This is a genomic window from Alkalimonas sp., assembly GCF_020831925.1.
Taxonomy (GTDB): domain Bacteria; phylum Pseudomonadota; class Gammaproteobacteria; order Enterobacterales; family Alteromonadaceae; genus Alkalimonas.
Window position 1 is genome coordinate 1 of sequence record NZ_JAFIFQ010000048.1, and the last position, 23,877, is coordinate 23,877.

Sequence of the window (23,877 nt, forward strand, 5' to 3'; positions counted from 1 at the left end):
AAAAGCAGGGCGGCCGAGGAAAAATGGGATTTAATTTTTATCTGACCCCGATTTTATAATTTTTATCTGACCCCGATTTTATGACCCCGATTTTAGGATTTAATTTTTATCTGACCCCGATTTTACTGGCCTTCGGGATAGCTGTAGTAGTCTTCGCAGATGTCCGTTCGGTGTTTCCCCAGTAGTGGGTTTTCTGACAGCCATTGGAAGCGGGCTTCGATACGTTTCAGATAGATGTTTCGCTGGGATTTTCCCCAGGTTCGCTCGGTGTAGCGGCCAATACTTTTCAAATCATCCCGAGCGCGCGGGGTAATCCTGACTTTTCTGGTGAGCTGCATCAGGGCTCAGCATCCAGAGCATTGATAAGTGAGTCCATGGAAAAATCATCGACAAATTCGCTATTTTGGGCTTGGGTTGCGCCTTCTGAAAGGTGGGTGCGCAGAGCTTCGAGTTTGCTTTTACGCTCTTCCATGGCGCGCAAGGCATCGCGTACTACCTCACTGGCAGAGCCGTAACGACCGCTGGCTATTTCATTTTTGATGAACACCTCCCAGTGCTCACCCAGACTTAAGCTGGTTGTGGCCATAGCTCACCCCAAATATTCATAATTAACAAGAATGAATATAGCTCAGGCTGGTAGGCGTGGCAAGAGCCTCACTTGCCGCCTTGCAGCTATTGCCCGGGCGCGTCCTGTTGCTGGGAGTAGGTAGTGAGCTGCTGTTGCAGCAGTTGCAGGATGTCCTCATTGCGCTTGAGCAGCCGCAGTTGGCTAAATAATTCTGCCGCAGCTGGGTACTGCAGCTTTAAATAGCTGAACCATTGTTTGATGCGGTTGCTGTAGTACTTGCCTTTATCGCCGACTACTTCAAATTCAGAGTACCGCATCAGCAGCTGCAGCACCTCCGGCCAGGGCATGGCCGGCTGGCCGCTGCGTATGGATTGCGCCAGATTGGGCAGGGCCAGCGCACCGCGACCCAGCATAATATCCTGGGTATTGGCTTCCTGTTGGCATTGCTTGGCCTGGTCTGGTGTCCAGATTTCGCCATTGGCAATGACTGGTATGGCAATGCGCTGCCGGATGCGGGCGATCCAGGGCCAGTAGGCCGGTGGCTTGTAGCCATCGCTTTTGGTACGGGCATGCACCGTCAGCACCGAAGCGCCAGCGGCTTCGATGGCGCTGGCATTGTCCAGTGTCAGCGACGTATCGTCGTAGCCCAGCCGGATTTTGGCACTGACTGGGTGTTCGGCCGGCACGGCCTGACGCACCGCTTTGACAATCTGGTACAGCTGCTCGGTTTCTTTTAAAAGCACGGCACCGCCACGGCTTTTATTGACCGTTTTGGCCGGGCAGCCAAAGTTCAAATCAATGCCGGGTGACCCCAGCTGCACCGCTTTAGCGGCATTTTCTGCCAGCCAGTGCGGTTCTTGCCCCAGTAGTTGCACCCGCACCGGCACACCGGCCGGTGTTTTACCGCCATGCTCGAGCTCAGGACAAAGCCGTCGGAATACCCGGGCTGGCAGTCGTTGATCGACCACCCGGACAAACTCGGTAATGCACAGATCAAAGCCACCAATGCGGGTTAGCATATCGCGCATCAGGTGGTCAACAACGCCTTCCATCGGTGCCAGGACAATCTGCATAACAGCTCTGTTCGGGGATTGGGCGGCAGATTATAGTGAAAGCATGAGCAGGAATACAGTAAAATGCCATTAAGAACGATTAAGCGCTGCCCAAGGGGGGGCGCCATGGGCGGGAACCAAGAGAACGATGAGAATACCAACAAGGCCTTTTGTGGGGTTGATGCTGTCTGTAGTGCTGATCACCGCCTGCGATAGCATGCAATCACTGACAGAAGCAGAGCAGGTAGAGCGCACTATTCGGCAGGAAGTACGCCGCGATCTGCGTGGTTTGAATGCGTTAACCGATGCCGCTGAGGCTACACCTTTTGACAGTTTTGCCTGGCGCCGGGGCGAGCGGTTGCAAGTCCGGCAGCGGCAAGAACAAGAGCTGGTTCTATTGGAGCATGCCGAAGCACCTGAGATTATTGCTACGGCGGTTGCCGAGCGGATCCCCAGCTTTAGTCTGGTGCGTTATCAGCAGGGCTGGTTGGTGGTGTTTGATACCTATGTCAGCCCGCAGTGTCAGGTGGTTTATGCCTACGCATACCGCGGACATCTCGCCGATACCCCGTTGTGCACCAAAGATGTATTTGCTGAACAGGCGAATGGCCGCTGTAAAAGCCCGATCACGGATGAGTGGAAGGTATTTAAAGAATGGTTTTTTGCCGAGTCTTTGCTGGCAGAAGGCAACCCGGCTTGTGTGGAGGCGGCTGCAGCGTTTTCCGACAGTAGTCAGTATTGAGTGGGGCTAACTGCGGTACAGCGTTTTAATTTAATGAAAGCCGAACTGAGTTTTCACCGGGCCGTGCACTTCCAGCACGGCTTTTTTAAACACCACTTCATCGAAAGCTCGTACCATCTGACCGGGGCGAAACTCCCCTAAATCACCGCCTTTCTTGCCGGATGGGCACAGCGAGTGCTTTTTGGCTAGGGCACCAAAATCAGCGCCTTTGGCCAGTTGCTGTTTCAGTTTTTCTGCTTCAGCTTTGGTTTTTACCAAAATATGCAGGGCACAGGCTTTAGCCATGGTTTGTTTCCTTAGCAGGTTTACGCTGTCGGCGACAGCGCTCAGAGCAATAGATTACTTCATCCCAGCAGTGTTGCCACTTCTTTCGCCAGGCAAAAGGGCGCTGACAGGCTGGGCAGATTTTTTCAGGCAAATGCAGTTTCTGATGTGCCATGACTGCTTAACCAGTGTAGATGGTGTTTAGCTCGTTTTGACGTAATACTTCAGCCAGCTCGGGCAATTGGAACAGCTCCAGCTGCAGTACATCGAGCATTTGTGGAGCAAATTGCTCCCATTCCGGATCAAGGGTAATATCAAACAGCACCCGGCTTTCACCACTCATGTGTTCGGCCAATTTTAGGATGGCAAACAGCCGCTGTTCCAGCTCGTTGTCTGATTCCAGAATCAGAGCCGGGCTGTGGTGGTAAGCAATCACATTGCATAGCTCGGTGGGCAAGCCCCAGGATTGAGCAATCAGGTAGCCCAGAATTTCGTGGCAGGTGTGAAAGCGGTGCTCTTCAGCCTCGCTGTAACCCTGACCTGCCAGTACACCTATTTTCACTAAATCGGCGTAGTTAGGCGCCTGAGCGGTGATCAGCGCAATACCAGCATTACGAAATAAACCCAGGGTGTAGCAATCATCGCACAATTCCTGAGGCCATTGCAGGTGTCGGGCCAGGCTGGCAGCGCTATTGGCAACCAACAGGGCATTGCTCCAGAGTTTTTGTGAGAACGGATCTTTCTGCTGATCTTGCTCCAGGGTAAAGCGCAGCAAGACGCTGCGTACCAGCTTAACCACCCGGTTTACGCCAAGGAACTTGCAGGCATGTTCAATGGAGGTGATTTTGCTGCGCAGGCCAAAGTAAGCGGAGTTCACTACTTTTAAGGTAAAACCAGCCAGACCAATGTCCATATTAATGAGCGTAGCCAGCCGCTGCATATTGGGCTCAGGTTGCTGCACTAACTGCTGAATGTGCAACAATACATCTGGCTGAGGCGGAATGGTAAAGCCTTGCAGCGCCTGATCAATGGCGTTCATATCCAGTGGCTGAACCATCCTGAACTCTCCAACCTTAAAAGGGAATGCTGGCTGGTATTAAAGCAAAGTCCAGCAACTTTGCCAATATAGCCGTCAGCTTTGTTCGTTATGAATCCAGGTAAGGCCGGCCGCTGATCAAGCTGCGGGCCAGTTGCCATTCGGCATCCGGATCGGCTTGCTCATCGCTGCTGAAATGCACTTCAAACTGCAGGTACTCATCACTGCTGTCCTGGCTGCTGACCAGCCGTTCAGGTACATGACCAACCTGACGACCAGCATGAATGGCGACCTGGGCCGCTTGCTCCATCAAACCAAGAAAGTGGCCAAGAGGTAGCTGTTGGAAAATGTCTGCTTCCAGATGGGCCCAACCCAGTAAGTCGGCACTAATCTGGCCATCTTTGTGGTCGGTGAACAGCATGGAAACCGCAGGCGAGTCCGGGTTTTCGCCACTCTGATAATTAGCCGCATCCTGCTCGTCAAAAAACATGACATAGCCATAGGCCGGACAGCCTTCGGCATCCATGTCGTCAAAGGATGGATCGTAGATCAGAAAAAAGCGACGCTCAGACATCAAAGCCCCTGTACAAAAATAAAACGCTATTGTACCGAACGAAACGCCCAAGCTAAAGGGCTAATTAGCAATCGCTTCGTCGGAGTAGGGGATTTCCAGCAGCAGCGACAGTGCCCTTAACTGAACATCTTGTTGTTCAGATAGTTGGCCGTCGGATTGTGCAGCTGCCTGCATCCCCTGCCAGAGCTTTTCTTTCACCTTAGGACTGGCAGCCATCAATTTGGGCAGCAATGCTTGCACTGCTGTATAACTGGCATCGGGTTGAGCTGTGTCGTCCGGCAGTTGCCAGCTACTAAGACCGGCTTGCCAGCTTTGCTGGCAGCTGGCGCTGTCGTCACTGGTGGCATTGGCCACCAGGCTTAGCAGTTGCAAGGCTTCGGCACGGATGTCGGCAAATTTGCTGACCGAGGTATGACGAACCACCTCGCTACTGCGAAACTGGCTGGCTACTGCATGGTCCACCAGCTGTGCAATTGCCCACTCAAGCAGATGCAGCTCGCCATCGGCATGAATAACCTGCAGCAACAGTTGCTCAAAGCGTTCGAACCTAACGGCGGTCAAGGTTTTCAGGCTTGGGATGCAGAGTTGAGCCAGCATCAGTTTCTGTCGCTCTGGTAATGGCTCAATTTGGCTTAGCAAGCGATCGACATCCTGTAGCAGAGCTATCGAGCCTTGGTCACGAATGACCTGTAATTGTTTTGGCCGGCTGACTTCATCGTTACTAATCAGCAAAGCCAACAATAACGGTTCTGCCTGCAATGGCTGATGAGCCGTTTGCAGCAGGAGTACAGGTAAGGCGGCCAGTAAGCGCTGCCCCGGCGTCTCGGCTTGGCGCTCGTCTGCCGTGCCACTGGCTGTTGAGTCAGCAGTGACCTGATTGGCTTCTGTGCTGCGTGCAACCGGCAATTTGCCATTCCAGCGTGGTTCAAGGCGTTTGATGCGATCGGTTAAGGGAGGGTGGGTAGCAAAAATACTGGCCCAGCGACTGATGGCCTCGCCAAAAAACAGATGGCTGTTTTCATCGGCATTCTGATTGCTGATTTTTGTACCGCGTGAACTGGCTGCAATTTGCTTTAATGCTCCGGCGATTCCGGCCGGGTTACGGGTAAACTGTACCGCTGAGGCATCGGCTAAGTATTCGCGCTGGCGACTGACCGCCGATTTGATGAGATTGCCAAAAAAGGCACCTAAATAGCCGAGAATCGTAAAGCCTAACCCCAGCAGCAGAATGGCCGCGGCACCTCCGCCGCCTTTATTATTGCGGCTGCTGCGTGCTGCGATGTGTGCACCACGGCTGCCACGCAGGAGTAGATAGCCGACATGGCCGACAAACAAGATGCCATTAAGCACCGCAATCATTTTGATGTTCATGCGCATATCGCCATTAAGAATATGGCTGAACTCATGGGCGATTACCCCCTGCAGTTCATCGCGGCTTAATTGCTCCAGACAGCCTTGGGTCACACCAATCACGGCATCGGCCGGGCTGTAACCGGCGGCAAAGGCATTGATGCCGCTTTCGGGCAGCACATACACAGCCGGAACCGGCAAGTTGGCGGCCAATGCCATTTCTTCCACCACATTCAACAGTTGGCGGTGTCTGGCATCGGTGGTGTCTGGCGACACACGTTGGCCACCCAGTGCCTCGGCAACCACGCGTCCCCCCTTGCGTAATTGCTGCCATTTAAGCAGCATTGCAATGCCAATGGCACCCAGCACAATCAGACTGGTCCACAGCAGCAATTCCGGCTGAAAGAAACCGCGTCGTAAACCGGACTGAATGGCTTCGCTATCGGCAAAGCCAAACACCACAGCGACCAGCAGATTGGTCAGTGTCAGTAATAACAGCACTGCCAGAGCGAACAACACCACTAGAATGCGTGTATTGCGTCTGGCCAGATCCTGCTGGCTGAAAAAGTTACTGGCCATAGGGTGTTAGAAGCTGACTTTAGGCGCGGCCTGAATGGCCTGGCTGTCTTCAAACTCCATCAGTTTGGCATCGGCACCATGGCCAAAACTAGGAGCTAGTACCACTTGCGGGAAGCTTTGCTTGTAACTGTTGTATGCGGTGACGGCATCGTTAAAAGCCTGACGGGCAAAAGCTACTCGGTTTTCGGTACTGGTCAGCTCTTCAGACAGTTGCATCATGTTTTGATTGGCTTTTAAATCCGGGTAAGCCTCCATCACCACGTTCAGACGGCTCATAGCACCTTGTAGCATGGATTCGGCGCCGGCAAGTTGACCCATGGCCGCGGCATCACCGGGATTATTAGCGGCTACTTTTAAACCTGCAGCAGCAGCGTTACGGGCATTGATCACTGCTTCCAGCGTATCCCGCTCATGCGCCATATAGGCTTTGGCGGTTTCAACCAGATTAGGGATCAAGTCGTAGCGGCGCTTTAACTGCACTTCAATTTGGGCGAAAGCATTCTGATAGCGGTTTTTCAGTTTTACCAGACTATTAAAAATGCTTATCACGAAAAATAACAGGATCAGAATAACTGCGAAAATAATCAAAGTTGTCATGGGTGTCCTCGTAGGCAGCGCTGCGAATTATTTGCTCGCTATAGTGTTAACTTTTCTTTAATCACTTGTCCAGTCTTACATGATACAAAGTGATAAAAAAACGATATTTAACGTTTTAGAGTGGTGAGTTAGCCGCTTGCCATTGTTTCGTCGGGCCATGCATGATGCCAGCTTGGTTTCGAACACCTTCGGTGACTCTGAAACTCGCATCTTGAGGGGACTTGGGTATAATAGCCGGCAATGATTACAGGAGCTTGCTATGTCTGAATTTAAGCACATCTCGGTGGATGAAACGGCTAGTCGGTTGCAACAGCAAACAGCGGTCATTGCCGATATCCGTGATGAACAGAGCTATGCCTCCGGGCATATTGAAGGGGCCTGGCACCTGACATCAGCTAGTTTGCCCACCTTTATACAGCAGCATGACTTTGCAACCCCTGTGGTGGTGGTTTGCTACCATGGCAATTCCAGCCAGGGAGCGGCTCAGTATCTGGCACAGCAAGGTTTCGATGAGGTCTACAGCATGGATGGGGGGATGGCGCTATGGCAGCTGCATCACCCGGTGAAACGCGTCGATGATTAAGCTGGGAGAGTTGAACTCGCCCAATGCAGCCCATCTGTTTGCCGATTATTGCGTGACTCAGGGGTGGTCGGTGCAAGCTGTGGTTGAAGGGGCTGAGCGGGCCGCTCTTTATGTAGAGGAAAGCCAGCTGCAGCAGGTGAGCCAGGCATTGGAAGCGTTTTTACACAATCCTGGGCACCCTCGTTACCATGCTGCGGCCTGGCAGCGCAGCAAGGTTGCGACTGGCTCCGGCGCAGCACCGCTTTGGTCAGGCTTGCAGTTCAAAGCATTCAGCGGACCTGTGACGTTGCTGGTGTTAGTGCTGGCTATGGTGGTGTATGGTTGGCAGCAAATAGCACCGCAACAAGCCTCTGCTGCTTTGGGTATTTTCCTGCAACCCGCTGCCATTAACCTGACGGAAAGCTGGCGCTGGTTTAGTCCGGCACTATTGCATTTTTCATTGACGCATCTGGTGTTTAACTTGCTGTGGTGGTGGTTGTTGGCTGGCCAATTTGAGCGGCGCTTAGGTAGCGGTCAGCTGCTGTCATTCACATTGAGTAGTGCGCTGATAGCCAATGTGGCGCAGTATCTGTTGGTGGGGCCCTATTTTGGTGGTTTGTCAGGCGTGGTGTACGCGCTTTTTGGCTATTTCTGGTGGGCGGGGCGATTAAACCCTGCGCAAGGGTTGAGATTGGATAGGGGCCTGGTGGCCTTTATGTTGATTTGGATGTTGCTCGGTTTTCTGGATTTACTCTGGGTGTCGATGGCGAACTGGGCACACCTTGGTGGTTTACTGGCTGGTTGCGGTTGGGCCTGGTTGCTGCGGCATAAGCCCGGCCGACCTGACTGAGTAAGCATTGATTTCAAGTGGCAATTGTACCTTTGCTACTAATGATGAATGTATCTTGTGAACAGTAAATCATGGATCATGTCTTTACCGGTTTCGCGCTTTAGCACCGCTTGCAGTTCTTGCAGTATGGTTTGGCGAATTTCTTCCCGACCGGTCAGGGATTTGATTTTGTCTTCGTGCTGTTGATTGAAAACACGAATAATCGTATTCAAGATCAGTGGTTCATGATACTCAATATCGGCAAGGTAACTACGATCGGCTACCATCAGCTCTACGGTTACCCGGACATACCCCAGGGAACGGCGCCCTGAAGTAACATAGTTGGTCACAATGTCCGGGTCAAAGCCATAATAGACAATGTCTTGTTCGTTCCGTTGTGCCTGAGCGGCTGGGGTATAGAGGCTGCAAAGCAACATCAGGACGGTCAGTAAAATGCTGGCATACTTCATAAGCGGTTTGATCCCTGTTTCTGGCTGGTGCTCGCTACTGCTGGTCAGATCATAGCAGTTTCTGTCATTTGTTCTATCGGCCTGCTACAGAATTACTGAAATCTATGCCTTAAATTGCTATGATGCGGCGGTTTTTGCAATGATATGAGTACCATGCCCATCACCACTGCCCACTATTTGCTGCAAGCTCATTGGCAAACGCCTGCTGCGCTTCGGCTGTTGCCTGAGCAATGCTCTTGGTTGCTGGAAACCGATTCTCTGACGGCCCGGCTGAAAAGCCGTTGCCAGCAATTCCGGTTGCAGATGCTGACAGAGCAGTTTCATCCGCTCCCTGAGGCGTTGCATGCTCAATTGACCGGTGCTGAAGATGCCCTGTTGCGAGAAGTATTGTTGTATTGTGATGAACAGGCCATGATTTATGCGCAGAGCTGGTTGCCGGCTTCGACCCTTACGGCGATTGAGCCTTTGGCCCGGCTGGGTAGCCAGCCGCTTGGGGAGTTTATTTTTCGTCACCCGGCCTTGCAGCGGGGCCCCATTGAAGTCGCAGAGCTTGATACTGCTGAGCTTACACTACCCCTGCCCTTGACAGAGCCCACCTTGTGGGCCAGACGCTCGGTATTTTGGTTGGCCGAGCACCCATTGCATGTGGTGGAAGTCTTTATGCCAGAGGTGTACCGGTTATGAGTTGGCAATTGCGCTGGTCACATTGGCCCTATTACCGACAGCTAATGCGGCTGGATAAGCCTATAGGTATTTATTTGCTGTTGTGGCCAACCTGGTGGGCTTTGTGGTTGGCTGCGGAGGGAGTGCCGCCCTGGTCGCTCTGGCTGGTCTTCACCCTGGGTGTGGTCTTGATGCGCTCGGCTGGTTGTGTGATCAATGATTACGCCGATCGGAACTTCGATGGCGCTGTGGCCCGCACCCGGCTCAGGCCGCTGGCAGCGGGCAAGGTGTCGGCTGGTGAAGCTCTGCAGCTGTTTGTGTTCTTACTCTTGCTGGCGGCAACCCTGTTGCTGTTTTTGAACTGGCAAACGGCGTTGTTATCGCTGGGGGCGGTGGCGTTAGCCTCCCTGTATCCTTTTATGAAACGTTACACCCACCTGCCGCAGGTAGTGCTGGGGGCCGCCTTCAGCTGGGGTATGCCCATGGCTTTCATGGCCATTCAGTTGCAGTTACCGGCTCTGGTCTGGTGGCTCTACTTGGCTAATTTATGCTGGACTGTGGCCTACGATACCTACTATGCGATGGTGGACCAGCCGGATGATGAGCAGGTAGGCATTAAATCGACCGCGATTTTGTTTGGTCGCTATGCCTTGCCCGCCATCCTGCTGTTGCAGGCGCTGACTTTGGCATTGTTGTACTGGGTGGGTCAGCTTGCTGAGCTGGGATGGTGGTATCAGTTCTCGCTGCTGTTGTGTTTGCCGTTGTTTGGGTATCAGTTTAAGCTTGCTTCTCAAAGCCGGGCGCAGTGTTTTCAGGCCTTTTTGCACAATCATTATGTTGGATTGCTGATCTTTGTTGGCATTGTATTGGACTTATGGCTGCGGTAGCTTCGTGCAGCCACCAGACCGCTCACAGCAGGACATCATCGCGTCGAAACCAACCGGCAATGCTGAAACGATCCTGCCGGGTAGGCAATACCTGGTGCGGAAAACGGCTGCTTTCAAATAAAATAAGATGCCCTGCACGAGGGGGCAGGCGCATCAGCTCCGTATCGTATGCATCGTACAGTACTAGCTCTCCGCCATCTTGCACATCATTCAGATAACACACACTGGTTACCTGTCGGCTGGCCTGTTGGTTAAATGCATCCAGATGGGTGCGGTAAAAATCGCCTGGCTGGTAATGCGCGAAATGGCATTCGTAGCCCGTCAGACCCAGAAAAAAATGCCGGTTTAGTTGGCAGAGAATGGCGTTCAGCTCCAGCATATAACGTTGCTGTGCCACTGATCTGCCATCCAGCCAGCAGGTTTTATCGCGACGGATATCGCTGGCATGTTGTCGCTGCTGACCACGGCCAATGGCTGCAGGTGTCAGCTCAGCCTGCTGCTGCACTTCCTGCAGTAATGTGTGGCATAAATCAGCGGCGAGGTACCCAGGCAACACCACCAGTCCATCACGCTCAAAGGCAGCCAGCCAGGCCGCAGGCTGTTCAGGCGGGCTGGGTTGGGGTTGCAATAGTGGTTCGACAGCGTGCATGGCGGTCTCCTTGGGCTTAATGCGTCCTTATACTGCGCAGGTGCCGGGCTGTCTAACAAAGAAAATTTGTCTTAAAGATAAAAAAGTTTACTGGTTGAGCCAAAGGCGACCAGGGCACGTATTCACGACAGAAGACAAGGAGAGACAATGATGCGTAACTGGTTGGTGGTGATTGTGGTGGGCTTGCTGTTTGGTTGCAGCCGGTCGGTGCTGGATTATCAGGCTGAGCAGCCTGAGCTTAAGTTGGAGCAATTTTTTCAGGGCAGTGGCCGGGCTTATGGGGTGTTGCAGGATTGGCGCGGCCGGCAGACCCTGCGCTTTCATGCCGATCTTTGTGGCGTGTGGCAGCAAAACCGCGGTGATTTGTACGAGGTGTTTTATTTCAGCGACGGTCGGGTGGATTACCGGCACTGGCAGTTGCAGCTGCATGCTGATGGTCGGGTCAGCGGCACTGCGCATGATGTCATGGGCGAAGCCAGTGGACAATTGGCAGGCAATAGCTTGTACTGGGAATACACCTTGCGTATTCCCTATCAAAACGACACCATGGATGTTCGGGTGAAAGACTGGATGTATCTGGTGACACCTCAGCAAATCATCAATCGTACCAGTTTGCATAAATTTGGTTTGAAAGTAGCTGATCTGACGTTGTCATTGCAGCAACTGAACCCTGAGGCCGACTGCAGTGATCTGCGTCAGCAGTTGCAGCAGTTAGCCGCAGAAGCCGGAGCTGCTTAAGATTCGGTTCGGTCCTGCATTGATTCCAGCTCAATGTTGATGGCATCGCAGGAAATCTGAATTTCATACAAGGACAAAGCCAGGCTAACCAGCAGGGCAATCAAACTGGCCGCGAAGCTCAGCTGACCGGCCAGCTCCCACAGCATAAATAAACAAAACATCGACAAAGTGCACAGCAAAAAGCTAAGCACGCCATATGCTTGCATCGAGCGGATCAACACAATACGCTTTTTTAAGTTGGCAATTTGGCGTATCACCAATTGGCGCACCTGTGCACCTTCGCGTTCATTTAATTCACGGATCAACTGCGCCAATACCAGGAAACGGTTGGTATAAGCCAACAGCAACAAGGATATGGCAGGAAACAGCAGGGCTGGGGTGGTTAGTGTCATCATGATGCCTTGTGAAGGGTGGATTCGCTTATTTTGCCTGAAAGGATTACACTTAGTCGAATTTATAGTGAACAGTCAACCCAGTAGCTCTAAGCTAAATTCTGGCTTAAAGTGTGTATTCCGATGTAATGAAAAGGCGTCGTGGTTTGATATGGTAATAAAACAAAAACAACAACCTGCAGTGCAGCCTGAAGTGAAGCTCGATACGTTGATCGAGACAATGAGTAGTGAGCTTGGCGATTTGCTGAGTCACTTTTCGCAACAATTGCAAAGCCAGCAGCAAACCCAGTTGCAGCAGCTCAGTCAACATTTGATGCAAAGCAGCCAGCAGCAGTGGCAACAACGCTTGATAGAACAAGAGCAAGCCTATCAGAAGCTGTTTAAAGAGTGGCAACAAGCCAAACAGCAGCTGGATATGGCAATCCCGGAAGATCCGGCGCAGCTGGAAACATTAAAGAAGTCCCAGCAGCAACTGGATCAGGCGATTCAACAGAAAAAGCAGCTGGAGCAGGAATTAAAAGCGGCGCAGCAAGCCTTTACCGAGCAGCAGCAACAGCAGACCGCTGCCAATGAACAACTACTGCAGGAAAAAGAAACACTGGCGCAACAGGTTAAAGAGCTGCAGCAATCACAAGGACAGCAGCAAAGCAATCAGGAGCAGCAGCTCAGGCAGCAATTGCAACAAGCACAGCGGCAACTGGATGAGCTGAAACATCAGCAGGTATCTGATCAGGCGCAATTGCAGCACAGCAAACAGGATGTAACAAGTTTACGCCAGCAGCTGGCCGAAGAAAAAAAGCTGCGCCAGCAGGCCGAAAAAAGCTGGGCTGAGCAGGAAAAAACACAAGCCTCCAGTGCGCAGCAGCACGCCAAAGCTTTACAACAAGTTCAGCAGGAGCTACAACGGTTACAGCAAAAGCAGGCTCCTACCGAACAGGAGCTGAAAGATACCAAGCAACAGTTGCAGCGACTGCGTGATGAGCACAGCGAGTTGCAGGCACAGCAGGGTGCACAGGCCGAGGCACAGAAAGAGAAGTTGCAGGCGCTGGCAAAAGTTCAGCAAGAGTTGCAGGATTTGAAAACCGCCCATGAGCAACTGCAGCAACAGCAGCAATCCTCGTCCGCTTTGACTGAACAACTGGCTGCGGAAAAGCAGCAACTTAAACAACAGTTATCGGCTATCCAGCCGGAGTTCCAAAACATTCAGCAAAAATGGCAAGCCGCTGAGCAACTGAACAGCGAGCTGCAACAACAACAGCAACAGCATGAACAGGAGCAGTTGGAGTTGCAGCAGCGGCTGGAGAAGCACAAAGAGCAATTGCAGCATGCGCAAAAACGATTGGAAGCACATGAACAAAAGCAATTGCAACAGTCTGATGCTTCAAGGGAAACCATCAAAGAGTTGCGACAGGAGTTGCAAGAGTTGCAACAACGCCAGCAGGATAAGTTAAGCGAGCTGGAAGAGCAACTGATTGAATACAAACTCAAATTCGAATACGCCCAAAAACAGCTGCAACAACACGCATAAAAAGGGTAAGCCATGAGTGAGCTGCAATGGCAACTGGTGTATCATGCCGCCTCCGAGTTCGAAGCGGCTTTGTTGACCGGGTTATTGCACAATCAACGAGTTGAGGCCCGTTATCAGGGCCAGTTGTTGCTTGGCGCTGTTGGCGAGTTACCTCCTACCGCGGTTGAGGTTGCCATTTGGGTCAGGCCGCATCAAGTCAGTCAGGCACTGGCCATCATTCAAAGCACAAAACAACAAGACGGCCGTGAATGGTGCTGTGCTTGTGGTGAAAACAATGCGCCCGAGTTCGAACTGTGTTGGGCTTGTGGCAGGGATAAAGATGAAAGCGAATAATTTTCAACGCTTGCGCGAACTGGGCTTGTACCAGCAAGTGGCAGTAGCGGCGACATTGATGGAGCGAATGCTGCCCAATTACCAGCTGTTTGCAGAGCTGATGGACTTTGGTGACAGCAAGCTGGTTCGTCATAGCCTGGATTTGGTTTGGGAATGGCTGGCGGTCAAAAAAGCCAAGATTAATTTTGCCCGTTTAACCGATGAACTGGCCGAGGTGATCCCGGAAGTGAATCACTACGATTGTTTTGGCGTTTACCCGGCGGTGGATACTGCCACGGCACTGGAAACCTTACTAACCGGCATTGAGCAGCGCGACAGTGCGGATATTGTCAATGTAGCGAAGATTTCTCAGGCCTCGGTTGCCCGTTTAATTGAGCATGAGTCGGCTGAACTGGATATCACCAGCGAAGCTGAGTTAAAGCAGCATGTCCGCAAGCACCCGCTGATGCAATACGAAATGGAGTGTTTGGCCGAGTTAATTGAGCTGGTGTCGGACATCCGTCAGTTTGACTGGGAAGAGGTAAAAAAGCTGCAGCAGTGGGTGACCGAACAAGGGGTCAGCAATCTGGGTATGGAGCTGACGACTGAGGATAGCACCGATGAGCAATGATTTTGTATTTGGTTTGCACGCAGTGCAAGCTGTTGTTGAGCGCTCACCGCAGGATGTGCTGGAAGTTTTTGTCAGCAAAGAGCGTGATGATAAACGGATGAACCCCTTGGTACAGCAACTGCGTCAGCAAGGCATTGCTGTGCAGTTCTGTCACCGTAAGACGCTGGATAACCTGGTGCAGGGCCAGCATCAGGGCATTGTCGCCAAAGTGCGGTTAGCGCAGGCTGGCAGCGATGCCGATTTGATGGCCATCGTACAACAGCAGAGTGCGCCCTTATTGCTGGTGCTGGACGGCGTGACCGATCCGCACAACTTAGGCGCCATTTTACGCAGTGCGGATGCCGCCGGGGTGCATGCGGTGGTGGTGCCAAAAGATCGCTCGGTCAAGCTGACTTCCGTGGTACGCAAAGTGGCCTGTGGTGCAGCCGAAACCGTGCCCTTTATTGCCGTGACCAACCTGGCGCGTGCACTGCGTCAGTTGCAGGAGGCCGGTGTTTGGGTGATAGGCACTGCTGGTGAAACGGACCAAACCCTGTATCAAACCGAACTGACCGGCCCGCTGGCGATAGTGCTGGGCGCAGAAGGCGATGGCCTGCGTCGTTTAACCCGTGAAACCTGCGATGCACTGGTCAAAATCCCAATGCTCGGCAGTGTGTCCAGTCTGAATGTGTCGGTCGCGGCCGGGATCTGCCTGTTTGAAGCGGTGCGCCAGCGCCAATTGTAAGCAGGATTTGCAGATAAAAAACCAAGGCTGCCGTGGCAGCCTTGGTTTGTTTGATGCCGGAGAAACCTTAGAATTCAAATTGGAAGCGCAGGGCATACACCATGCTGTCCCAGGTTTTGAACTCGCCGGCTGCCAGGTTACGGCTTGAGGTTTTGGCATCGACATACATGGCATTAAACTTCAGCACAATATCATCGACCGGATACCAGTTCAGGCCCAGGGTGTAGTGCTTCAGCTCCTGAGCACCGCGCTCGTCATGGTGATCGGTATGATCAGCATAGGCATAGCGTGCTAGCAGCTCAATCGCGCCATAGCCGCCGGCACCGACCGGGTTCTGTACCCGGGTACGACCAAAGTCGCCGCTAAAACGGCGGTAATTGCGTTGCTCACCGGTAGTGAAGAAGCTGGTTTGTACATAGTAGCCACCATTGCTGATGCTGACGACATCCGGGTTTTCGAAGCCGCGGGCATCTTCATCACGATTTAACTTCACGCCAACGTATTCGCCCTGTATGGAGAAAGAGCCGACACCATACGCCGCTTCGATGGCATAGCGTGTCATGTCTTTGACATCACTGAAATCGCGACGACCTATCACCCGGCCATCAATGGCTCTGGTGCCCAGGCGGCTGCGTAAGCGGATGTCGTTGTATTCTTTATCACGGCCACGGCTTTTCTCGTGCTCGTAACCATTGCTGCGGTAATTCAGAGAAACACCTAAATGCGACCATACCCGGGCAGATGCATCGTACACAGGAGAAAATGCGGCGCGACCAGCAATGGAGTACCCTTCGGTATTGGTACGGTTTCGGCTAACGCCATCACCACCAAATAAGCCCAGCGCAGCGTAGTAATTCGGGTTCAGTGTTTCGTACATGATACCCATTTCGCGTGAAGGCCGGTAGGCATCGACCGGGGTGGCGCGCTCAATAAAGGAGATCCGGCGCGAACTGGTGGAGCTTTCCATACTAAAAGGTTCTTTAAAGTGACCGACGGCCAAGCGACCATGATCAAACAGATAGGCAACGTAGGTATTGGCAAAACGAATGCCTTCAATGTCATCGCCTTCTTCGATGTCGTAAGTGACCGGGTCACGAAAATCTACTTCCACCTGCCATTCCCAGCGGTCGTACATCACACCCAGCATGCCTAAACGGGCCCGGCGAATAATGGTACCGTATTTGGCCAGATCACCGCGATCGAGCCGATCGTCGTCGGTGGTCATGTAATTATCATCCAGGTAGGCAGCATCCAGCATAATGCGGCCACGCACACCAAAGCGGTGTTTGCCATCGGCGGTTTCCACCGTGAACTTATTAACGCGGGTGCGTACCTCATCGCCCATTACGCTGGAGGTGGGTTCATAATCCAGTTCGGAATGCACCTCGGTGACCGGATTGCTGGCTGCAGTGGCCGCCATGGATGCGCTGATCAGAGCAGCAGAGATCAGGCTAAGGGTGAAAGTACGCTTCATGCTTTAAGCTCCTGTTATGGTTTTTGGGTGATTGAATACCCCAGCCAGAACGAAGCTTTGTCAGCACAGGTTCAGATGCAATGGTCGTGCAAGTCGCACTTCAAAACGACGCGGCTGCCCGGGACCAGCAAATGTTAACAAGCGAAGATGACGATTTGGTTTCAGTAAGATGTCAGTTAGATGACGCCTGCAGGCAGGCGTCATTTTTTAGAGGTTAGAAAGCTAAATTGACACCTAGATTGTACTGGGTACCAAAATAGACGGTACTGGTTGGGTTATCGCGTGAACCTTGAAATTGCACCGTTGGTTCATTGGTAAGGTTCTTCACATTAAAGAACACATAATGATCGCCCATAAATTGATATTTCATCGCCAAATCCCACACTGTTCCGCCTTGATCAAAGCGATCCAATGCTGGACGTCCACCTACGGCCAGGAGGCGATCTGGCTGCTTGTTCATCGAAAGACGAACACTGGCAGAACCATAGGCGTAAGACAGGATGCCGTTCAGGATATAACGTGGCGAATTTACCAGATCCAAACTTTCTCCTGGCCGGTTTGGATAGACACCTTCTGTGCTCAGTCTGGTGTAGTTGGCTTCAACGCCCAGCCCTCGTAGTGCTCCTGGCAAGAAACTAAATTGTTGTGACCACACGAACTCAGCACCACGGACCTTGCCACCATCACCATTAACCCGGGTACGTTCTTCTACACCATCGGACGCAGTACGGCTGGTGCTAAATACAAAGTTATCAATGTCTTTGTAAAAGATCCCGGCTGACAATACACCCAGTGGCGGTAGGAAATATTCGGCAGATAGATCGTAATTGACGGCTTCTGCTGGTCGTAAATCCGGATTGCCGATAATACGCAGATTTAACTGGGAGTTTTCCTGCCGGGATGGAATCAAATCACCTGGTGGTGGCCGTGATATGGCTTTGCTTATGGAGCTTCTAAGTACCAGTTGGTTATCCAGCAGATAATAGCGGGCATGGATACTGGGCAGGAAGTTGTTGTAACTGCTCTTACCGTCGACACGATTGATAGCCGTAATTTGATTGCCTTCAAACAGCACTTCATTGGCCTCACTGGCAATGCGGGTGGTTTCGTACCGAGCCCCTAGTACCAAATGCAATTGATCAAAATCCATTTCACTCATCAGATAAGTGGCATAGATATCTTCCTGTATAGCAAAGTCAGCATTGGCAATGGTGGACTCCGTGTAAAAACGGGCCGCTGCATTTTGTGTCAGGCTCTCGCTGTTTTGCTGATGCAATGCCAGGTAACGGCGCCAGTCCGGAAAGAATGGCAATAACTCGGCCCGACCACCGGCAGCAGACATAAAACCGGGGTTTTGGTAAGACTCAAGCAAGCTTTCCGGGGTGATGCCGTCCAGGCCGGTATAACGTATGGTGTCTGGTTGGGCTTGAGAAGCGTCTTTTAGACTGACCCGAACCCCTGCTTTTAAGTTGTAGAACAGCTCACCATGATAAAAATCCCGGCTTAGATTGGTGTCGAAGGTCCATTCATTTTCTACGCGGGGAACCTGGTTGGTCTGATACTGGCGAAAGCTAAGTTGACTTGGATCCGTCAGATCGATGTCATTATCGACGGTAAATACCGGGAAGCTGCGCTCTGTACGATCATAACTTAAATCAACGCCATTGATCGAGTTCAGTACCTGCAAAGTAACCGGATAGTCTTTTTTGGCTCTGGAGTAGGCCACTCTGCCATCGAGCAGCCAATCATCGGTTCGATGCTCAAAACCGGTGCTGTACATTTGGAAAACATTTTTTGGTTCGCGATAAAAGACAATGCTATCGATCCGACCATCGGTGGATGATGCGGCATCGTCGCTTTGATTAAAACGGGTGTCCGGGTTTGGACGATAGTCGGTGCCGCGACGCCACAGCCAGCGGTAATCGTAGTGATACAGCGCACGGAAAAAAGCGGATGTGTTGCCGTCAGGCCGGTAATCGAAAATCAAGCCAGCACCAATTTTATCTTTTTTCTCATCACGATCGTAATACAACGCCCGGTTGATGAAATAGTCGTTGTTGGCATTGACGGTGTATGCCGTATCTACCACATCGTAACCACGTTGATCCCGAAAATAGTAGACAGAGCCGAGCACACCGAACTGATCATCCTGGCCAAAAGTTTCGCCATAAGTCAGGCCTAGCTGTTGATTCCAGCTATTGCGGTTGTCATTAAAGGTTGTCCCCAGCTGAGCTTCCAGAATGCGATCTTCCTGATCGTAAGCTGAGCGCGTCACCAGGTCGACCGTACCTCCAATGGCGTCGGCTGACATATCGGCGGTGGCCGATTTAATAACATCCACCCGCGCCAACATATTGGCAGGGAAGCTATCCAAGGCGATGTCACGGTTGCCATCGACGTTGGTCATGCGGATGCCATCGACGGTCACGGTATTGTATTGTGGTGATAAGCCCCGAATGGTTGCGGTGCGTTGAACACCGGCTCGGGTTTCAACTGACATGCCAGGCAGACGCACCAGGGCATCGCCGATATTGCCTTCGCGAATTTGGCCCAGCGCATCGGCCGAGACTACGGTTCGAACGCTCTGAGCATGACGCTGCAGGTTAATCGTGGATGCATAGCCTTCAGCCCGGCCCAGAACCATCATGCGCTCGCCGGCAAAGAAAGCACTGGCAAGGCGGACATCCTGACGAATGGCGGTACTGCTGGTTATTTCGATGGGCAAACGTTGGCCATCCAGGCCATCGTAATTTACCTGCAAGGTGTAGTTGCCTGCCGGCAGTCCGGAAAAGAAGTAACTGCCATCCCGGTTGGTCACGGTTTCCCGATTCAGTTCCACAATGCGGACCTGAGCAGATGGCAGAATAGCACCGGTACTATCATTGAACACACGGCCAGTGATACTCCCAGCCGCTTGGCCGCGTGCTGTGCGATCGGGCTGTGCTAAGGTATTATCCTGAGCAAATACAGCCGTGGGGGCGCCCAGCAAAGCAGCTGAAACTGCCAGAGTGATGAGTGATTTTGACATCGTCATTGTTACTTCCTGCATTGGTTTTTATTTTTGGACGCTGCATTTTCAAGAGATAAAATGACAAAATGATGTCAGAAAAATGACCGTTTGCAGACGGTCCTGACAGCGCGCAACCAAGCGCAGCAGTTGTTCATCTGCTCTGGCGAAATGAACTGGATGGTCAGGTTTGATAAGTTGACCATCATCAGTCGGTTGGTGGATGCTTGCGTGTGGTTGGATTCGTACGCACCAATGGCAGCACAAAAGACAACAAAGCCAGTCCCAGCAAAATAGCGCTGACAGGGCGGGTTAAAAACACCTCGTAGCCATCCATCATCACGGCGCGGCGGAAATTGGTTTCAGCGATAGAGCCTAGTACCATGCCCAGAATGACCGGCGCCAGTGGGTAGTCTTTGCGTTTAAGCACCCAGCCTAAAATGCCAAAGCCCAGGCAGCAAAACACATCAAACATCGAGTTTCGTACCGAGTAAGCGCCAATCACGGCCATCAGGCTGATCAGCACAAAGAGCACCGGTTTAGGTATGTCGGTGACCCGGATCCATAGCCGGCTGCCGGCCAACCCTACCAGCAAGAGCGCAGCATTGGCCAGCAGCATGGCGGCAAAGAGGCCATACATCAGTTCCGGACTGCTCAAAAACAGTTGGGGACCAGGGTTGAGCTTGTGGATCATCATGGCGCCAACCAAGACGGCGGTGGTGGCGCTGCCCGGGATGCCCAGGGTAAGCAGTGGTACCATAGCGCCGCCGACCGAGCCTGAGTTGGCGGCTTCGGCCGCGGCCACGCCTTCACTGCTGCCCTGGCCAAATTGCTCCGGCGTCTGGCTGCGCTTTTTGGCGATGTCGTAACTGATAAAAGAAGCGATGGTGGCACCAGCTCCGGGGAAAATGCCGATTAAAGTGCCGATCAGTGCCGAGCGGAGCGTCACCCATTTTAATTGCCAGTACTCCAGCCAGCTTGGCCAGCTATCCTGCACTTCATTCAAATGCCTGACTCGAAAATCGCGCTGCTCTATCCGGCTAAATACTTCACTTAAAGCAAACAGACCTATCAGAGCCGGGATCAGCAAAAAGCCATCGGATAACGGTGTGTAATTGAAAGTGAAACGATCGGCACCGGAAATGGGATCGGTACCTATGGTGTTGATCAACAAACCGATGATGGCGGCAATAAAGGCTTTGAGCCAGTTGGCACCTGCCAGCGAAGAAATAGTGGCCAGGCCAAACAGGGCCAGCGCGAAATACTCGGCCGGGTGAAAAGTCACGGCAATCGCAGCCAAGGGTTGCGAAAACAGCATCAGCACCACAGTGCCAATCATACCGGCGACTGCGGAGGTAACAATGGAGATACCGAGCGCTTTGGCTGGCCGGCCTTGCCGGGTCATGGCATGGCCATCGATGGCGGTGACCACAGCGGAGGCGGTGCCCGGCGCATTGATGGTGATGGCCGTGATGGAGCCGCCATAACTGGCCCCGATGTAGATCGCCAGCAATAGAATCAAAGCCAGCATTGGTGACATGCCGTAGGTAAAAGGCACCAGCAGTGCGACGCCCATTGAAGGCGATAGGCCAGGAATAGCCCCGACGATAATGCCAATGACCAGCCCGGCCAGAATGGCCAGCAAAGGCCACCAGGCCAGCACCGACAAGCTGCCAGCCAGCAGATGTTCAATCATAGCCATTCCTTATTGCCAGCAGCGTGCTGTTGTTTCATAACAGCATGCCAACGGGCAGCTCAACATAGAGTAAGCGCTGAAACACCAGATAGGAGAACAGTAGCCAGCCGGTGGTTAAAGCCAGCATGGCTTTAGGCTGGCGGTATTTCAGCAGATAGAGCCCGGCCGGCAGGTAAAGCAAGGATGCCAGCCAGTAGCCCAGAATAGGGATCAGCAACACATAGCAAATCATCGCGCTTAAGAAACGAAACAACAGCCGCGGACGTTTACGCAGCCGGTTTTTCTTTGGGTGACGTAAAATCAGCGCCACTTGATAAAGTGCCAGTGGCAGCAGTAAGTAAATCCATAATCTGGGTACCCCTTGAGCACCGACCATGTCCGCGGTTGATGGCGGCGGCAGACTTACTGTCATCAGATAAAACAGCAGTGCCAGTGATGTGATGCCGGATAAGATCATCAGCTCGGCGGCGTGTGAGCGCCAGGAAGAGCGAAACAGCACCAGAGCCAGTACCGCATTAATTAGCAGCAAACTGGCAGTAAAGAACTGCCGGGCTTGCTGCTCACCAATGCCGGCCAGCAAGCTGCTGCGCTCGCCCGGTTCACGCAGCAGGCCAATCTCGGTCAGATAGTACTGAAACTCCTGGGTATCCCTGGCGACCAGGGCCTGAAAGGCTGTGCTGTCTTTGTACGCCAGGGTCACGCCATCATTGGCCCAGCTGGCTTGCCAGTCCGGATCCTGGCTAACCTGATAAATCAACTGACGAAACCACTGCCGTCGTTGCTCTGGCACCCCCTGACGCAGAGCAAAACCGCGCCAGATCAGCTCCTGCTCCAGGCCTGGGATCCCCAACTCGGTAAAAGTTGGTGCTTCGGGAAAATCAGCCAGTCGCTCTGAGGCTGCAACGGCCACCAGGGTTAAATCATCGGAGGCCAGTGCATCGCGTGGATTGCCGAGGTAAGCATCGCCCATATTTCCGAGTAAGGCGGCGATGGCCTGACCGCCACTGCTGTAAGGGATCCAGCGCATCTGAATGCCCGCTTGTTTTGCCATTTTGACGCCGGAGACATGCTTGACACCGCCAATGTCAGCGCCAAGCCAAAGCTGCCGATCGCCTTTGCTCACTGCATCGGCTTGCAGCTGCTGCCAGCTCGTCAGGCCGCTTTGGCGATTGGTAATAAGGACATGGGGGTTGTGCATGATGTACGAATGCCAGTCCAGCTGCTCAATCAAATCTTCGCGGCCGGTCGCTACCATTTTGGAGATGTTGGAACGGGTGACTGCCAGCAGGGTGTAGCCATCGGCAGGGCGCTGCAGCGCTTCTTCAAAAGCAACGATACCGCCACCTCCTGGCCGGTTGATCACCACCAGAGGTACCTCGCTGTAGCGCCTGGCGATGTCGGCAAAGCGACGCGCGGTTAAATCAATCAGCCCGCCCGGGCTGGTGTAGACCACAATACGGATCGGTTGGGTCGGAAAGGGATCCGACGGTTCGGCTTCTGTAGCCTGCAGTGAGGGGAGGCAGAGCAGCAAGCTTAACAGGGCCGGCAGCCACCAGCACACTCTTTTACAGCACGCTTTGAAAGCCGAATGTTGCACGCTTTGAAAGCAGATCACGTCGAAAGCTCTCCTTTCACCAAAAAACAGTAAGCCTAACGGGTAAGTATGACAAAAGGATGACAGACCCGGGGAGGGTGCCCGAACAGAGTGCTTGTGATTTGCGCTATTCATGAGTATAATTCGCGCCCTTCGGCCAACACCTATGTTCCTTGCCTCCATGCAGGTCCGGCCGAGCCTGACCGAGGCTAATTAACCGTAAGGAGCTGCAATGCGTCATTACGAAATTATTTTTATGGTCCATCCGGATCAAAGCGAGCAGGTCCCTGGCATGATCGAGCGTTACACTGGCTCTATCACTGAAGCCGGTGGTACTGTTCATCGCCTGGAAGACTGGGGCCGCCGTCAACTGGCTTACCCAATCGAAAAACTGCACAAAGCGCATTACGTGCTGATGAATGTGGAAGCTCCACAGAACGTGATCGACGATCTGGAAACGACGTTCCGTTTCAACGATGCTGTGCTGCGTAACATGATCATGCGTACCAATGGTGCCGTGGTTGAGCCTTCACCAATGGCAAAGGTTCGTGAAGAGCGCCGTGAGCGTGCTCCTCGTGATTCTGAGCATCAGGCTGCAGCATCAGAAGAGTAAGGGGTCATGGACAATTTACTGGTGTGTGCTGGGCAAATTTGCCGTCAGCCTGCGCGCAGTGAAAGTCCAGCCGGTATCCCGCAACTGAGCTTGGTGCTAGAGCACCGCAGCCAGCAACAGGAAGCCGGACTAAATCGTCAGTGCTATGTTCGCCTTCAGGTGGTCTGCAGTGGGGATTTGGTACAACAAACTCAGCATTTATTGTTGGGGGACATGGTGCGGGTGCAGGGCTTTTTAAACCGGCATCAGCAGCGCAACGGCCAGAGCAAACTGGTGTTGCACGCCCAACACATTGAACAAATTCGTTAGGAGATCGTGTTATGTCACGTTATTTTCGTCGCCGTAA

The 23,877-nt window shown here is 52.7% G+C and carries 28 protein-coding genes; 12 read left to right on the plus strand and 16 right to left on the minus strand.

Annotated features, from left to right (window positions below):
* Positions 1 to 122 precede the first annotated feature (122 nt).
* From JJU14_RS13180 to dusC, 3 genes are all read right to left on the minus strand, one after another.
* Complete coding sequence (locus JJU14_RS13180; RefSeq protein WP_228614154.1) at positions 123 to 338, minus strand: type II toxin-antitoxin system RelE/ParE family toxin; 216 nt, start codon at positions 336 to 338, stop codon at positions 123 to 125.
* Entirely contained in the window at positions 338 to 586 is a 249-nt protein-coding gene (locus tag JJU14_RS13185) for a type II toxin-antitoxin system ParD family antitoxin (protein ID WP_228614155.1), read from the minus strand. The genes JJU14_RS13180 and JJU14_RS13185 overlap by 1 nt, the downstream gene beginning before the upstream one ends.
* An 86-nt stretch (positions 587 to 672) precedes the next feature.
* Entirely contained in the window at positions 673 to 1,641 is a 969-nt protein-coding gene (gene dusC, locus JJU14_RS13190; RefSeq protein WP_228614156.1) for a tRNA dihydrouridine(16) synthase DusC, read from the minus strand.
* 127 nt (positions 1,642 to 1,768) lie between these two features.
* Between dusC and JJU14_RS13195 the strand changes: the two genes are divergently transcribed.
* Positions 1,769 to 2,362 (plus strand): hypothetical protein, encoded by a 594-nt coding sequence (locus JJU14_RS13195; protein WP_228614157.1) that lies wholly within the window; start codon positions 1,769 to 1,771, stop codon positions 2,360 to 2,362.
* 30 nt (positions 2,363 to 2,392) lie between these two features.
* On the opposite strand, the gene JJU14_RS13200 is transcribed toward JJU14_RS13195, so the two are convergent.
* The 6 genes from JJU14_RS13200 to JJU14_RS13225 all read right to left on the minus strand — a co-directional run bounded on the left by JJU14_RS13200 (position 2,393) and on the right by JJU14_RS13225 (position 6,762).
* Positions 2,393 to 2,647, minus strand: coding sequence for a peptidylprolyl isomerase (locus tag JJU14_RS13200; RefSeq protein ID WP_228614158.1), 255 nt, complete (start codon positions 2,645 to 2,647; stop codon positions 2,393 to 2,395).
* Positions 2,640 to 2,801, minus strand: a complete 162-nt coding sequence (locus JJU14_RS13205; protein ID WP_228614159.1) for a DUF2256 domain-containing protein — start codon at positions 2,799 to 2,801, stop codon at positions 2,640 to 2,642. Before JJU14_RS13205 ends, JJU14_RS13200 begins: the two co-directional genes overlap by 8 nt.
* Positions 2,802 to 2,807: 6 nt before the next feature.
* Entirely contained in the window at positions 2,808 to 3,683 is an 876-nt protein-coding gene (locus tag JJU14_RS13210; protein ID WP_228614160.1) for an HDOD domain-containing protein, read from the minus strand.
* Positions 3,684 to 3,771: 88 nt separating this feature from the next.
* The gene (locus tag JJU14_RS13215; protein ID WP_228614161.1) at positions 3,772 to 4,236 is read right to left on the minus strand and encodes a hypothetical protein; all 465 of its coding nucleotides are present in this window, start codon (positions 4,234 to 4,236) and stop codon (positions 3,772 to 3,774) included.
* A 60-nt stretch (positions 4,237 to 4,296) separates the two neighbouring features.
* The gene (locus JJU14_RS13220; protein ID WP_228614162.1) at positions 4,297 to 6,165 is read right to left on the minus strand and encodes a M48 family metallopeptidase; all 1,869 of its coding nucleotides are present in this window, start codon (positions 6,163 to 6,165) and stop codon (positions 4,297 to 4,299) included.
* Positions 6,166 to 6,171: 6 nt separating this feature from the next.
* Positions 6,172 to 6,762 (minus strand): LemA family protein, encoded by a 591-nt coding sequence (locus JJU14_RS13225; protein ID WP_091343406.1) that lies wholly within the window; start codon positions 6,760 to 6,762, stop codon positions 6,172 to 6,174.
* Between the two features lie 259 nt (positions 6,763 to 7,021).
* Between JJU14_RS13225 and glpE the strand changes: the two genes are divergently transcribed.
* The gene (glpE, locus tag JJU14_RS13230) at positions 7,022 to 7,345 is read left to right on the plus strand and encodes a thiosulfate sulfurtransferase GlpE (protein WP_228614163.1); all 324 of its coding nucleotides are present in this window, start codon (positions 7,022 to 7,024) and stop codon (positions 7,343 to 7,345) included.
* Positions 7,338 to 8,174 (plus strand): rhomboid family intramembrane serine protease GlpG, encoded by an 837-nt coding sequence (gene glpG, locus JJU14_RS13235; protein ID WP_228614164.1) that lies wholly within the window; start codon positions 7,338 to 7,340, stop codon positions 8,172 to 8,174. Before glpE ends, glpG begins: the two co-directional genes overlap by 8 nt.
* Before the next feature lie 38 nt (positions 8,175 to 8,212).
* Here the strand turns inward: glpG and JJU14_RS13240 are convergent, their stop codons facing one another.
* Positions 8,213 to 8,623: a flagellar basal body-associated protein FliL gene (locus JJU14_RS13240; protein WP_228614165.1), complete on the minus strand. Its 411-nt coding sequence runs from the start codon at positions 8,621 to 8,623 to the stop codon at positions 8,213 to 8,215.
* Between the two features lie 153 nt (positions 8,624 to 8,776).
* On the opposite strand from JJU14_RS13240, the gene JJU14_RS13245 reads away from it, so the two are divergent.
* Together JJU14_RS13245 and ubiA are read left to right on the plus strand one after the other, a co-directional pair.
* Complete coding sequence (locus JJU14_RS13245) at positions 8,777 to 9,307, plus strand: chorismate lyase (RefSeq protein WP_228614166.1); 531 nt, start codon at positions 8,777 to 8,779, stop codon at positions 9,305 to 9,307.
* Complete coding sequence (ubiA, locus tag JJU14_RS13250) at positions 9,304 to 10,173, plus strand: 4-hydroxybenzoate octaprenyltransferase (protein WP_228614167.1); 870 nt, start codon at positions 9,304 to 9,306, stop codon at positions 10,171 to 10,173. Before JJU14_RS13245 ends, ubiA begins: the two co-directional genes overlap by 4 nt.
* 22 nt (positions 10,174 to 10,195) lie before the next feature.
* Here the strand turns inward: ubiA and JJU14_RS13255 are convergent, their stop codons facing one another.
* Positions 10,196 to 10,822, minus strand: coding sequence for a 2OG-Fe(II) oxygenase (locus JJU14_RS13255; protein ID WP_228614168.1), 627 nt, complete (start codon positions 10,820 to 10,822; stop codon positions 10,196 to 10,198).
* A 150-nt stretch (positions 10,823 to 10,972) separates the two neighbouring features.
* Here JJU14_RS13255 and JJU14_RS13260 point away from each other — a divergent pair, with 150 nt between their 5' ends.
* The gene (locus JJU14_RS13260) at positions 10,973 to 11,560 is read left to right on the plus strand and encodes a DUF3833 family protein (RefSeq protein ID WP_228614169.1); all 588 of its coding nucleotides are present in this window, start codon (positions 10,973 to 10,975) and stop codon (positions 11,558 to 11,560) included.
* Here the strand turns inward: JJU14_RS13260 and JJU14_RS13265 are convergent.
* The gene (locus tag JJU14_RS13265) at positions 11,557 to 11,952 is read right to left on the minus strand and encodes a DUF2721 domain-containing protein (protein ID WP_228614170.1); all 396 of its coding nucleotides are present in this window, start codon (positions 11,950 to 11,952) and stop codon (positions 11,557 to 11,559) included. The genes JJU14_RS13260 and JJU14_RS13265 overlap by 4 nt on opposite strands.
* A gap of 151 nt (positions 11,953 to 12,103) precedes the next feature.
* Here JJU14_RS13265 and JJU14_RS13270 point away from each other — a divergent pair, with 151 nt between their 5' ends.
* Genes JJU14_RS13270 through rlmB form a run of 4 tightly spaced genes read left to right on the plus strand, consistent with a single transcriptional unit; the run spans position 12,104 to position 15,147 of the window.
* Entirely contained in the window at positions 12,104 to 13,480 is a 1,377-nt protein-coding gene (locus JJU14_RS13270; protein ID WP_228614171.1) for a hypothetical protein, read from the plus strand.
* Between the two features lie 12 nt (positions 13,481 to 13,492).
* Entirely contained in the window at positions 13,493 to 13,813 is a 321-nt protein-coding gene (locus JJU14_RS13275; RefSeq protein ID WP_228614172.1) for a DUF2007 domain-containing protein, read from the plus strand.
* A complete protein-coding gene (locus JJU14_RS13280; protein WP_228614173.1) occupies positions 13,800 to 14,423 on the plus strand; it encodes a YjaG family protein in 624 nt (207 codons plus the stop codon). The genes JJU14_RS13275 and JJU14_RS13280 overlap by 14 nt, the downstream gene beginning before the upstream one ends.
* The gene (gene rlmB, locus JJU14_RS13285) at positions 14,413 to 15,147 is read left to right on the plus strand and encodes a 23S rRNA (guanosine(2251)-2'-O)-methyltransferase RlmB (RefSeq protein WP_228614174.1); all 735 of its coding nucleotides are present in this window, start codon (positions 14,413 to 14,415) and stop codon (positions 15,145 to 15,147) included. Before JJU14_RS13280 ends, rlmB begins: the two co-directional genes overlap by 11 nt.
* A 67-nt stretch (positions 15,148 to 15,214) precedes the next feature.
* Here the strand turns inward: rlmB and JJU14_RS13290 are convergent, their stop codons facing one another.
* The 4 genes from JJU14_RS13290 to JJU14_RS13305 form a co-directional block, all read right to left on the minus strand.
* Complete coding sequence (locus JJU14_RS13290) at positions 15,215 to 16,621, minus strand: porin (RefSeq protein ID WP_228614175.1); 1,407 nt, start codon at positions 16,619 to 16,621, stop codon at positions 15,215 to 15,217.
* Between the two features lie 214 nt (positions 16,622 to 16,835).
* On the minus strand, positions 16,836 to 19,655 hold the full coding sequence (locus JJU14_RS13295) for a TonB-dependent receptor (protein ID WP_228614176.1): 2,820 nt from the start codon (positions 19,653 to 19,655) through the stop codon (positions 16,836 to 16,838).
* 181 nt (positions 19,656 to 19,836) lie between these two features.
* Positions 19,837 to 21,324, minus strand: a complete 1,488-nt coding sequence (locus tag JJU14_RS13300; RefSeq protein ID WP_228614177.1) for a tripartite tricarboxylate transporter permease — start codon at positions 21,322 to 21,324, stop codon at positions 19,837 to 19,839.
* Between the two features lie 34 nt (positions 21,325 to 21,358).
* Entirely contained in the window at positions 21,359 to 22,885 is a 1,527-nt protein-coding gene (locus tag JJU14_RS13305) for a tripartite tricarboxylate transporter substrate-binding protein (RefSeq protein ID WP_228614178.1), read from the minus strand.
* Between the two features lie 265 nt (positions 22,886 to 23,150).
* On the opposite strand from JJU14_RS13305, the gene rpsF reads away from it, so the two are divergent.
* Both rpsF and priB read left to right on the plus strand, forming a co-directional pair.
* Positions 23,151 to 23,531, plus strand: coding sequence for a 30S ribosomal protein S6 (gene rpsF, locus JJU14_RS13310; RefSeq protein WP_091343369.1), 381 nt, complete (start codon positions 23,151 to 23,153; stop codon positions 23,529 to 23,531).
* A 6-nt stretch (positions 23,532 to 23,537) separates the two neighbouring features.
* Positions 23,538 to 23,840, plus strand: a complete 303-nt coding sequence (gene priB, locus JJU14_RS13315; protein WP_228614179.1) for a primosomal replication protein N — start codon at positions 23,538 to 23,540, stop codon at positions 23,838 to 23,840.
* The last annotated feature ends 37 nt before the right edge of the window (positions 23,841 to 23,877 follow it).